The following is an 11,142-nucleotide window of genomic DNA, read 5'->3' on the forward strand; positions in this document are numbered from 1 at the left end:
CCGCAGACCGGCACCGGCAGCCTCGCGCTGATTGCCGCGCTGCTGTCCGTGGGACAGGAGGCGGCCGCCAAGGAGGAGGCGGTGCGAGCCTGGCGGACCCTGGCCCTGACCAAGGTCGAGCATGAATTGTTCCTCGCCCGGCATGGCGACTGGCTAAAGGATCACCATGACGGCCGCGTCGCCGCCATGCTGCGCGACGGCAACACCGCCGACGTGCAGCGGATGCTGCCGCTCGCCAGCCCCTATACCCGGGCGGTCGCGGAGGCGCGGGTGGCGCTCCAGACCGATGCCGATGGGATCGACGCGCTCCTTGCGGCGCTGCCCGAGAAGGCCGTCAATTCCGGCGGACTCGCCTACGACCGCTTCCGCTGGCGCATCCGCAAGGACCTCTACGACAGCGCCGACACCCTCCTTCTCGAACGGTCGCAGAGCGCCGAGGCGCTGGGCGACCCGAAGCAATGGGCCGACTGGCGCCGAAGGCTCGCCCGGAAGGAGATGCGCGAGGGCGATGCCGGGCGCGCCTACAGGATGGCGGCCTGGCACCATCTGCGGTCGGGCGAGGACTACGCCGACCTCGAATGGCTCGCCGGCTACATCGCGCTCAGGAAACTCGGTGATGCCGGGACAGCCCTGCAGCACTTCGACCGCTTCGCCAAGGCCGTGAACGGGCCGATCAGCCTCGCCCGCGCCCATTACTGGCGCGGCCGCGCCTTCGAGGCGCTGGGCCGCGAGGCCGACGCGGCCTCCGCCTATGCCGAGGGCGCGCGCTATCCGACCGCCTTCTACGGCCTCCTCTCGGCCGAGAAGGTCGGCCTGCCGCTCTCGCCCGCGATGGCGGGGGGCGAGAGCTACCCGGACTGGCGGGGGATGCCCTTTGCCCGGAGCACCGTCTTCCTCGCCGCGCGCGAGTTGATGGCCGCGGGGGACGAGACGCTTGCCGCGCGGTTCCTCCTGCATCTCGGCGAGGGTCTTTCGGGCTTCGAGATCGGCGCGCTCGCCGGCATGGCGATGGAGGCGGGTGAACCCTACGTGGCGCTCTCGCTTGCCAAGGCGGCGGCCGACAAGGGCGTGATCTGGCCCTCGGCCTATTTTCCGGTGCCGGCGCTGTCCGGGCTCGACCTGCCGGTGCGGCCGGAGCTTGCCCTGTCGATCGCGCGGCGGGAAAGCGAGTTCAACGCCTCCGTCGTGTCGCACGCGGGTGCGCGCGGGCTGATGCAGGTCATGCCGGGAACGGCGAAGATGATGGCAGAGAAGATCGGCGTCGCCTACGAGCCGGGCAAGCTGACGACCGACTGGCAGTACAACGCCCGGCTCGGCGCGGCCTATCTCGACGAGTTGGTGGCCGAGTTCGGACCATCACCGCTTCTGGTCGCGGCGGGGTACAACGCCGGCCCGGGCCGGTCGCGGCAGTGGATCGCGGAGCTGGGCGACCCAAGGGCCGAGGGCGTGGACCCGGTGGACTGGATCGAGGCGATCCCGTTCCGCGAGACCCAGACCTACGTGATGCGCGTCGCCGAGAGCCTGCCCGTCTACCGGGCGCGGCTGACGGGCCAGACCGGGCCGTTGCGGTTTACCGAGGAACTGAAGGGGCGGTGAGGGGCGCGGCATACCCTACGCCGCACGCCCGCGACGTGCTATCCTCGTGCTCGCATCAGGGAGCGTCGCGCCGATGGCAAGCCTGCTCTTTCACAGCGGAAACCGGGAATTGCAGGACGAGTTCGGCAGCCGCAGGATCGCCGACCGGCTGGAGCAGGTGACGCTGCGGCGCGAGTTCAGCGCCGAGGATCGTGCGTTCATCGAGGGGGTGGAGTTCTTCTTCCTGGCGACGGCGGATGCCGTTGGGCGGCCCGACTGTTCCTTCAAGGGCGGCGCCCCGGGCTTCGTCCGCGTCACGGGCGGCGACGAGATTGCCTTCCCGGACTACGACGGCAACGGCATGTTCAAGAGCCTTGGCAACATCAGGGCAAATCCCGAGGTCGGCCTCCTGTTCATCGCGATGGGCGAACGGCCGCGCCGGCTGAGGGTGAACGGCACCGCGACGGTCACGCGGGACGATGCCGAACTCGCTGCCTTCGTCGGCGCACAGCTTCTGGTGCGCGTCAGGGCGCGGGCGATCTTTCCGAACTGTCCGCGCTACATCCCCGGACCGGACGGACCCTCGATCTACATCCCCCGCGCCGGCACGGCGCCGGTGGAGCCCGCCTGGAAGAGCTTCGATTCGTTCCGCGACGCCGTCCCGCCGCGCCTGAAACTGCCGGGCGACGGCGACGCCTGACTTGCCCGGAGAACGAGTCACGGCCCGCCCGCGACCGCGCCCCGCCCCGTCTTCCGCGCCCGCCACAGGGTGAAGAGTCCCGAGGCGACGACGATGCCGGCGCCGAGGGCCACGTTGGGCTCCAGCCGGTCGCCGAAGACGGTGATGCCGAGCGTGGCGGCGAAGGGCAGCAGGAGGTAGGCGAAGGGTTGCAGGGCGCTCGCCTCCGCCACCTCCAGCGCGCGGATCATCAGCCAGTGGCCGAGCACGGCCGTGCAGCAGAGGACGGCCATCCAGGCCCAGTCGGGGGCGGACATCGCTTGCCAGTGGAACAGGCCGACGGCGGTCATCAGGACGGCGCCGCCCATCCCGGTCCAGAAGAAGCTGACCATGGCGCTGTCGCCGCGCGCGACGTAGCGGGTCAGGAGCCCGTAGAGCGCGAACATGAACGCGCCGAGGAGTGGCACGAGGGCGGCGGTCGAGAAGACCCGCAGGCCGGGCTGGAGGATGACGAGGACGCCGACGAACCCGACGCCGATCGCGCTCCAGCGCCGCCAGCCGACACGTTCGCCGAGCACGGGCCCGGACAGGGCGGCGACGAGCAGCGGATAGCAGACGAAGACGGCGTGGGTTTCGACCAGCCCGAGGAGGGTGAAGGCGGTGACCATGACGACGATCTCGGCCGCGAGGAGGACGCCGCGGGTGATCTGCAGCAAGGGAAACTGCGGCCTGAGCGCGGCGGCGATCCCGCCGGGCAGCCGGCGCGCGGCCAGGGCAAGGACGAAGAGCGCGAAGAACCAGTAGCGGATCATCACCACCATGTAGACATTGTAGGTGTCGGCGAGGTGGCGCGAGATGCCGTCCTGCATCGCGAAGACGAAGGTCGAGAGCGTCATCAGTATCGCGCCGAAGCGGAAGTTCTGGTCTGTCATGTCCCGTCCTTGAGGGTGCCGCGGCTCATGTGCCGCTTGGCGCCGAAGCCGGCCCCCCGCTCTACCCGAAAGCCCGCCGAAGCCAAGGCCCTGCGGACATGGCCCGCCGCGGTGTAGGTCGCGAAGCTGCCGCCGGGCGCGGTGTGGCGGGCGACCTCGGCGAGGAGCGCATCGCTCCAGAGTTCGGGGTTCTTCGCGGGCGAGAAGCCATCGAGGAACCAGGCGTCGGCCATGCCGGGCCAGCGGGCGAGCGTGTCGCGCGCGTCGCCGGCGACGATCTCCACCTCGGCCGGGCCGAAGGCGAAGCGGCGCGCACCCGCGGCCCAGGCGGAGAGGAGCGGCCCTGCCACGGCGTGCGCCTCCGGGAAGGCGGCAAGGGCGGCCGCCATGTCGCCCGCGGGCATGGGGAAGGCTTCGAAACTCGTGAAGGCGAAGCGGCCCGGGACGCCGGCCGCCTGCCAGGCGAGGACAGTGGCGACGAGGTTGAGCGCGGTGCCGAAGCCAAGCTCGGCGATGCGGAAGCCGTCGCGGAAGCGCCCGGGCAGGCCGTTGCCGGCGAGAAAGACGTGCCGGGATTCGGCCAGCCCGTCCTGGAGCGAGAAATACGGGTCGTCAAACCTGCTGGAGAGGGGGGTGCCGTCCTTCCATGTCACCGTGTCGCACTGGTTCCCGGCCGGCATCTCGACTACCCCTCTGGGCGGCACTTACGGGAAGGGGCCGGTGAATGGCAACGGCAGAAGTGACGGTGATGGGGGGCGGCATCTTCGGGCTGGCCGTCGCCTTCGCCTGCGCGCGTCGGGGGGCGCGCGTGATCCTTTGCGAGCGCGACCGGATCGGCGCGGGGACCTCGGGCGGGCTCGTCGGTGCGCTGGCGCCACATGTGCCGGAGCAGTGGAACGCGAAGAAGGCGTTCCAGCTCGATAGCCTGCTCATGGCCGGGGCCTTCTGGGAGGAGGTCCGCGCAGTCTCGGGCGTCGATCCCGGTTACGCGCGATCGGGTCGCTGGCAGCCGCTGGCCGACGCCGAGGCGGTCGCGCGGGCGCAAGAGCGGGCAGCGGGGGCCGAGACGCTGTGGCGGGGGCGAGCCGCGTGGCGGGTTGTCGCGGCGCCTTCGGATGGCTGGGCCCCGGCCAGCCCGACGGGGCTTCTGGTCGAGGACACGCTGTCGGCGCGGCTTCATCCGCGCGACGCGGGACGGGCGCTGGCGGCGGCGGTCCGGGCACTTGGCGGCGTCGTGGAGGAGGCGCGGGCGGAGCCTCCCGCGGGGGCAATCGGGGAACAAGGAAGCCCGGGCGCCGTCGTCTGGGCGACCGGTCTGGCGGGACTCGCGGCGCTGTCGGCGGACCTCGGGCGGACGGTCGGGTCGGGCGTGAAGGGCCAGGCGGCTCTTTTCGCCTGCGCGGCGGGCGACCGGCCGCAGCTTTTCGCCGACGGTCTGCATGTGGTGCCGCACCACGACGGGACCGTGGCAGTGGGTTCGACGGCCGAGCGCGACTTTGCCGCGCCCGACACGACCGACGACCGGCTCGAGGTGCTGATCGACCGGGCGCGGGCGCTTTGCCCGGCGCTGGCGGAGGCGCCGGTCATCGAACGCTGGGCCGGCGTGCGGCCACGGGCGAAAAGCCTTGCGCCGATGCTCGGCCCCTGGCCGGGGCGCGAAGGCCATTTCATCGCCAACGGCGGCTTCAAGATCGGCTTCGGCATGGCGCCGAAGGTGGCCGAGGTGATGGCCGATCTGGTGCTGGACGGGCGCGACGGCGTCCCGGAAGGCTTCCGGGTCGAGGACAGTCTCTGACCTCACCTCCGGCGACAGGCGCTGCCGTCGGTTCCGAACATGCCGGTCGGGCGCCAGTTGGCGACGGCAGTGCGGGCGGCCAGTCGGATCAGACAGTCGAGTTCGTCCTCGCGGTCCGGGTTGGGGGTCACGAGCTTCGCCCTGACCCCGAAGGCCGGCGTGCCGTCGGGCGGGATGACGTAGGCTTCCGGCGAGATGCCGACGGTTACGGTGACCGTGTAGAGCCATTGGCGGGATGCGCCGGTGCCCACCCAGCGTCCGACGTCGGCGCCGGTGACGACGTTCACGATGATGTCCACGGGCGGTTGGCGCGCGGTCCGCAGGCCGGCCTTCGCGAGCGCGGCGGCCAGGGGCGGCACCAGGTATTCGCCGTAACCGCTGCCGTATTGCGAGGATGTGAGTTCGATCATGTAGCGCTTGCCGTCCAGCGGACCCGCGCCGACCGGCGTGGCGGCGACGAGAGCAGCGGCAAGAGCGGCACGCAGGATCACGGCAACGGCCGCCGGAAGGTGACCGACGTCGGCCGGTCGTAGCCGCGGTGCGCGGTCTCGCCCGCACGGACGAAGCCCATCGCCTCGAAGGCGGCGTGGTTGCCGGTCAGTTCCACCCGGCTCTGCATTTCCAGAAGCGGCAGGCCGAGGGCCTTCGCGCGGGTCGTCGCATGGGCGAGGAGCTGGCGCGCGAGCCCCTTGCGGCGCTGGCCGGCGGCAACGGCGAGCTTGCCGATGTGGAGCCGGCCGGGTTTCGGCGTCAGAACCATGCAGGCAAGGGGCGCGCCGAGTTCGTCGATCACCCAGACCTCACCCGTGCGCGCCGCCTCGGCCAGCGCCGGCCCTGTCAGGTCGTGGACGGAGGACGGCGGATCGACGATCCCGTCCATGTAGGCGAAGGCTTCGCGGATGAGGTTGAGGATCGGCCCCATGTCCTCCGCACCGGTCAGGCGGCGCGGCGCGTGGCGCACCGGCAGGCCGTCGGCGAGGCGGACCCAGGACAGGTGCTCGTTCCAGTTGACGTGGGCGGTCGGCCGGAACGCGGCGGGGTCGTCGAGTGTGGCGGCGAAGAAGTGGATCTCGTGCGGCCAGCGGTCGCCCTCGTAGGCCATGGGGCTGCCGCAGGTTGTGCAGAAATGCCGCTTAACGCCGGGGGACGAGACGAAGGCGACCGGCGTGGTCCCGGTCCAGTGCCAGCGCCCGTGGCTCACTCCGAAATAGCTGGTGAAGGGCGAGGCCGTCGCGCGGCGACAGCTTTCGCAATGGCAATGCGCCTGCCAGTTGGGGGCGCCCTCGAAGGCGAATCGCACTTTGCCGCAGAGGCACCGCCCGGTTCCGCCCTCCATCCTGCCCTCCCTCGTCAGACACCGATTTGGCGCCCGGAAAGGCGTCGGGTCAAGCGGGGACGAGGGGGTGTTCGCGATGCGAATTACCCGATATCTTGTGGAAAACCGCGCAGACGCCTCCACATGCGGGGCGGGGTGGTTGACTTGGCCCCCCGCTCGCCGCGAAGATCGCAGACCGGCGGGAATCAGCGAAGGCGGCACGTGCGCTTCACCAGGCTCAGACTGAACGGCTTCAAGAGCTTCGTGGACCCCACGGACCTCGTGATCCATGACGGGCTGACGGGTGTCGTGGGGCCGAACGGTTGCGGCAAGTCGAACCTTCTGGAGGCCCTGCGCTGGGTGATGGGCGAGAACCGCCCGACGGCGATGCGCGGCGACGGGATGGAGGACGTGATCTTCGCCGGGGCCGCCACCCGGCCGGCGCGGAACTTCGCCGAGGTCTCGCTGACGATAGACAATTCCGAGAGGCTCGCGCCTTCGGGCTTCAACGACCAGGACCTGCTGGAGATCACGCGGCGGATCACCCGCGATGCGGGGTCCGCCTACAAGGCGAACAGCAAGGATGTGCGGGCGCGGGACGTGCAGATGCTCTTTGCGGATGCCTCCACCGGCGCGCATTCACCGGCCCTTGTGCGGCAGGGGCAGATCGCGGAACTGATCAACGCGCGGCCGAAGAACCGCCGGCGCGTACTCGAGGAGGCCGCCGGCATCTCGGGCCTCTACCAGCGCCGCCATGAGGCGGAACTGAAGCTCTCGGCCACCGAACAGAACCTTGCCCGCGTGGACGACGTGGTGGAGCAGTTGGCCCAGCAGATCGTGCAACTCGCCCGGCAGGCGCGGCAGGCGGCGCGCTACCGCGAGATCGGCGAGGAACTCCGGCGGGTGGAGGGGATGCTCCTCTACCGCCGCTGGCGCGAGGCGGACGAGGCGCGCATGGCGGCCGAGGCCGGGCTGACCGAATGCACGCGCCTCGCGGCGCAGGGCGAGGCTGCGGCCCGGGCGGCCGCAAAGGTGCGCGGCGAGGCCGAGGGGGCGCTCCCGCCGCTCCGCGAGGAGGAGGCGGTGGCGGCCGCGATACTCCAGCGCCTGCAGGTGGGGCGCGACGCGCTGAAGGCCGAGGAGACGCGGGCGGTCCAGGCGATCGAGACGCTGACGGGTCGGATCGGCCAGCTTGCCCGCGACATGGAGCGGGAGGCGGGGCTCAACCGCGATGCGGGCGAGACGATCGGGCGGCTGGACTGGGAACAGACGCAACTGGCGAAAGCCGCCGAGGGACACGAGCAGCGGCTCGCCGAGGCTCTGGAGGCCGCGCAGGCGGCGGCGCGGGTGCTTTCGGAGCGGGAGGCGGCGCTGTCGGAACTGACCGAGGACGTGGCGCGGCTTTCCGCCCGCCACCAGTCGGCGCACCGGCTCTTTGCCGACAGCCGCGCGACGGTCGAGAAATCGGAGTCGGAGGCGGCGCGGGCACGGACGGCGGCGGCCGAGGCGGAGGCGGCGCTGGCGAAAGCGGCCACCGATCACGCGGCGGCCGAGCGGACGCAGGCCGAAGCCACGACGGCGGCAGACGCGGCGGAGGCGGCGCTGGTGACGGCCGATGAGGCCCGGACGGAAGTTCAGGCGCGCGAGACCGATGCCCGCGCGGTGCTGTCGGAGGCCGAGGGCGAGTTCGCCGCGCTGAAGGCCGAGGCCATGGCTCTGATGAAGCTCGTGGAGCGCGAGGCTTCCGCGGGCAAGCAGTTGCTGGATCGGGTGGACGTCAGGAAGGGTTACGAGAAGGCGCTCGGCGCGGCGCTCGCCGACGATCTGCGCGCGCCCGAAGTGGCGGCGGATGCGGCTTCGGGGTGGGCGGTGCTGCCGGGCTATGGGCAGGCGCAGGCACTGCCCGAGGGCGTGCCAGCGCTCTCGGCCTACGTCAACGTGCCGCCGGTGCTGGCCCGCCGGATCGGCCAGATCGGGCTCGTGGACCGCAGGGATGGGGCGCGGCTGCAACCTCTCCTGAAGCCCGGCCAGAGGCTCGTGTCCGAGGAGGGCGACCTCTGGCGCTGGGACGGATTCCGCGCCGGGGCGGAGGATGCACCGACGGCAGCGGCGCTCCGGCTCCAGCAACTCAACCGGCTTACCGACCTCAAGCGCGACCTCGAGGAGGCGAAGGGCCGGGCCGAGGGGTCGCGGCAGGCGCACACGCATCTGACCCGCCGGCTGGCCGAGGCCGCCGAGGCGGACCGCGCCGCCCGCGAAGCCCGGCGCGAGGCCGACCGGCGCATGGCCGAGGCGTCGCGCGCGCTCAGCCGCGCCGAGGCCGATCAGTCGATCGTCGGCGGCAAGCTGGAAAGCGCCCGCCTCGCCGTGGCCCGCCACGAGGAGGCCGCGCTGGCCGCTCGGGCGCAACTGAGCGAGGCGGAAGCGGCCGTGAAAGCCTTGCCGGACCTTGGCGCCGCCCGCGCCGAGGTCGAAGACGTGAAGCTGACGGTCGAGGCGGCGCGGGTGACGATGCTCGCCAAGCGCTCTGCCCATGACGAGGTTCGCCGCGAGGGCGAGGCGCGGATGAAGCGCCGGCAGGAGATCATCAAGGAAATCTCGGGCTGGAAGCACCGGCTGGAGACGGCCGAGAAGCGCATGGCGGAACTTGGCGAGCGCAAGGCGGCGTCGGAGGCGGAACTGGCGGCCGCCTCGGCCGCGCCGGCCGAGATTGCGGCGAAACACGCCGAGCTTTCGGGGGCGATCGACACGGCCGAGGCGCGCCGCCGCGCCGCCGCCGACCGGCTTTCGGAGGCGGAGACCGCGCTCCGTCAGGCGACGGAGGTCGAACGCGAGGCGGAGCGCGCGGCCTCTGAGGCGCGCGAGGCTCGCGCCCGGGCGGAGGCCCGCGCCGAGGCCGCGCGCGAGACGGTGACCGCAGCCGCCGACCGTATCCGCGAGGAGACCGACAACACGCCGGGCACGCTCCTCCAGTCTCTCGGCGCCGACCCCGACCGGATGCCAGGCGCCGAGGCGCTCGACAACGACGTCCAGCGGCTTCGCCGTCAGCGCGATGCCCTCGGCGCGGTGAACCTGCGCGCCGAGGAGGACGCGAAGGAGGTGCAGGCCGAGCATGACACGCTGGTCATGGAGAAGGCCGATCTGGAGGAGGCGATCAAGAAGCTCCGCGCCGGCATCGCCGGGCTGAACCGCGAGGGGCGCGAGCGGCTCCTGACCGCGTTCGAACAGGTGAACGGCAATTTCCGGATGCTCTTCACCCATCTTTTCGGCGGCGGCGAGGCGAACCTCGTGCTGGTGGAAAGCGACGATCCCCTTGAGGCGGGGCTGGAGATCATGTGCCAGCCGCCGGGCAAGAAGCTGGCCACGCTCAGCCTGCTGTCGGGCGGCGAGCAGACGCTGACGGCGCTGGCGCTGATCTTCGCGGTCTTCCTTGCGAACCCCGCGCCGATCTGTGTGCTGGACGAGGTCGACGCGCCCCTTGACGACGCCAACGTGACGCGCTTCTGCGACCTGATGGACGAGATGACGCGGCGGACCGATACCCGCTTCCTCGTCATCACCCACCATGCCGTGACAATGAGCCGGATGGACCGGCTCTTCGGCGTGACGATGGCCGAGCAGGGGGTCAGCCAGCTTGTCAGCGTGGACCTGAAGCGAGCCGAGGCGCTGGTGGCTTGAGGGGTGCGCGGTTTCGCCCGGGCAGCGCCTGTCCTTGTCGCAAACCGGGTTCGACCACCCAAGGAAAAACCCCCGCGGCCGGGCCCCGGGGGTTCGTCTTTGCGCGGGTTTCCCCGCCAGCGTCACAGTCGTCTCAGAGAGCGCCTTCGCGCTGGGCCTTCTTGCGTGCCAGTTTGCGGGCACGGCGGACGGCCTCGGCCTTCTCGCGCGCTTTCTTGACGGAGGGCTTCTCGAAATGCTGCTTGAGCTTCATCTCGCGAAAGACCCCTTCGCGCTGAAGCTTCTTCTTCAGAGCACGAAGCGCCTGTTCGACATTGTTGTCGCGAACGCTGACCTGCATGTGGTTGTCACCACCTTCCTAAGTTAGAGTTGCATTCCGTCGCAGGAGGCGCCCCTATAGCAGGGCGCCGGCAGCTTGTCCACCGCCGGGAAGGGGGCTTTCGCGCCATGGAAAAGGGGATCGGAACGGCCGCCGGGCGGCTTCTCGCGGCAATCCTGCCGCATGTGACCTTCGACGGCTGGTCGGAGGCCGCGTTTCGCGCGGCGGCATCGGAAACGGGCATCGCGCCCGAGCTTGCCCGCGCGATCTGCCCGCGGGGGGCGCTCGACCTCGCCGTGGCCTTCCACCGGCAGGGCGATCGGGAGATGGAGGCGGCACTGGCGGGCGAAGACCTCTCGGCCCTGCGCTTCCGCGACCGGGTCGCGCGGGCGGTCCGGCTGAGGCTGGAAGGCGCCGACAGGGAGGTCGTCCGCCGAGGGGCGTCGCTTTTCGCGCTGCCGCAGAACGCCGCAACCGGGGTCGGGCTGATCTGGGGCACGGCGGATGCGATCTGGCGGGCGCTCGGCGACAGATCGGACGACATCAACTGGTATTCCAAGCGCGCCACGCTCTCGGCGGTCTATTCCGCCACCGTGCTGTTCTGGCTGGCCGACGACAGCGAGGGACATCAGGCGACATGGCAATTCCTCGACCGGCGGATCGAGGGCGTGATGCGGTTCGAAAAGTTCAAGGCAGGGGTTCGCGACAGCCCGGTCCTCGGCCGGATGCTGGAGGGCCCGCTGAAGGCGCTCGGCCGGGTCCGCCCGCCCGCGGGCCCGCCCTGGGACCTGCCGGGCCGCATGGGCGGTGGTCGGGGATGAGCCTGCCCGCAGCGATGCGCGCCGTCGA

The 11,142-nt window shown here is 71.4% G+C and carries 10 protein-coding genes; 5 read left to right on the forward strand and 5 right to left on the reverse strand.

The window, feature by feature from the left end:
* Both ACMUOO_RS14705 and ACMUOO_RS14710 read left to right on the forward strand, forming a co-directional pair.
* Nucleotides 1-1,596, forward strand: a 1,596-nt coding sequence (locus tag ACMUOO_RS14705) for a transglycosylase SLT domain-containing protein (protein WP_413855665.1), incomplete at its 5' end; no start/stop codon positions are given.
* 73 nt (nucleotides 1,597-1,669) lie between these two features.
* On the forward strand, nucleotides 1,670-2,275 hold the full coding sequence (locus ACMUOO_RS14710; RefSeq protein WP_301920501.1) for a pyridoxamine 5'-phosphate oxidase family protein: 606 nt from the start codon (nucleotides 1,670-1,672) through the stop codon (nucleotides 2,273-2,275).
* 17 nt (nucleotides 2,276-2,292) lie between these two features.
* Here ACMUOO_RS14710 and ACMUOO_RS14715 read toward each other — a convergent pair whose 3' ends face one another.
* Entirely contained in the window at nucleotides 2,293-3,186 is an 894-nt protein-coding gene (locus tag ACMUOO_RS14715; RefSeq protein WP_301920502.1) for a DMT family transporter, read from the reverse strand.
* Nucleotides 3,183-3,866: a tRNA (5-methylaminomethyl-2-thiouridine)(34)-methyltransferase MnmD gene (gene mnmD, locus ACMUOO_RS14720; RefSeq protein ID WP_301920503.1), complete on the reverse strand. Its 684-nt coding sequence runs from the start codon at nucleotides 3,864-3,866 to the stop codon at nucleotides 3,183-3,185. Before mnmD ends, ACMUOO_RS14715 begins: the two co-directional genes overlap by 4 nt.
* Nucleotides 3,867-3,910: 44 nt before the next feature.
* On the opposite strand from mnmD, the gene ACMUOO_RS14725 reads away from it, so the two are divergent.
* On the forward strand, nucleotides 3,911-4,981 hold the full coding sequence (locus tag ACMUOO_RS14725) for an NAD(P)/FAD-dependent oxidoreductase (protein WP_301920504.1): 1,071 nt from the start codon (nucleotides 3,911-3,913) through the stop codon (nucleotides 4,979-4,981).
* A gap of 2 nt (nucleotides 4,982-4,983) precedes the next feature.
* Here the strand turns inward: ACMUOO_RS14725 and ACMUOO_RS14730 are convergent, their stop codons facing one another.
* Entirely contained in the window at nucleotides 4,984-5,472 is a 489-nt protein-coding gene (locus tag ACMUOO_RS14730; RefSeq protein WP_301920505.1) for a hypothetical protein, read from the reverse strand.
* Complete coding sequence (locus ACMUOO_RS14735) at nucleotides 5,469-6,317, reverse strand: GNAT family N-acetyltransferase (RefSeq protein WP_367891232.1); 849 nt, start codon at nucleotides 6,315-6,317, stop codon at nucleotides 5,469-5,471. Before ACMUOO_RS14735 ends, ACMUOO_RS14730 begins: the two co-directional genes overlap by 4 nt.
* Nucleotides 6,318-6,518: 201 nt before the next feature.
* Here ACMUOO_RS14735 and smc point away from each other — a divergent pair, with 201 nt between their 5' ends.
* Nucleotides 6,519-9,974 (forward strand): chromosome segregation protein SMC, encoded by a 3,456-nt coding sequence (gene smc / locus ACMUOO_RS14740; protein WP_301920506.1) that lies wholly within the window; start codon nucleotides 6,519-6,521, stop codon nucleotides 9,972-9,974.
* Nucleotides 9,975-10,107: 133 nt separating this feature from the next.
* On the opposite strand, the gene rpsU is transcribed toward smc, so the two are convergent.
* Complete coding sequence (gene rpsU / locus ACMUOO_RS14745; RefSeq protein ID WP_011748553.1) at nucleotides 10,108-10,314, reverse strand: 30S ribosomal protein S21; 207 nt, start codon at nucleotides 10,312-10,314, stop codon at nucleotides 10,108-10,110.
* 107 nt (nucleotides 10,315-10,421) lie between these two features.
* On the opposite strand from rpsU, the gene ACMUOO_RS14750 reads away from it, so the two are divergent.
* The gene (locus ACMUOO_RS14750; RefSeq protein ID WP_301920507.1) at nucleotides 10,422-11,114 is read left to right on the forward strand and encodes a COQ9 family protein; all 693 of its coding nucleotides are present in this window, start codon (nucleotides 10,422-10,424) and stop codon (nucleotides 11,112-11,114) included.
* Nucleotides 11,115-11,142 lie beyond the last annotated feature (28 nt).

It is taken from the genome of Albidovulum sp. (assembly GCF_041919395.1).
In the GTDB taxonomy this organism is placed as follows: domain Bacteria; phylum Pseudomonadota; class Alphaproteobacteria; order Rhodobacterales; family Rhodobacteraceae; genus Albidovulum.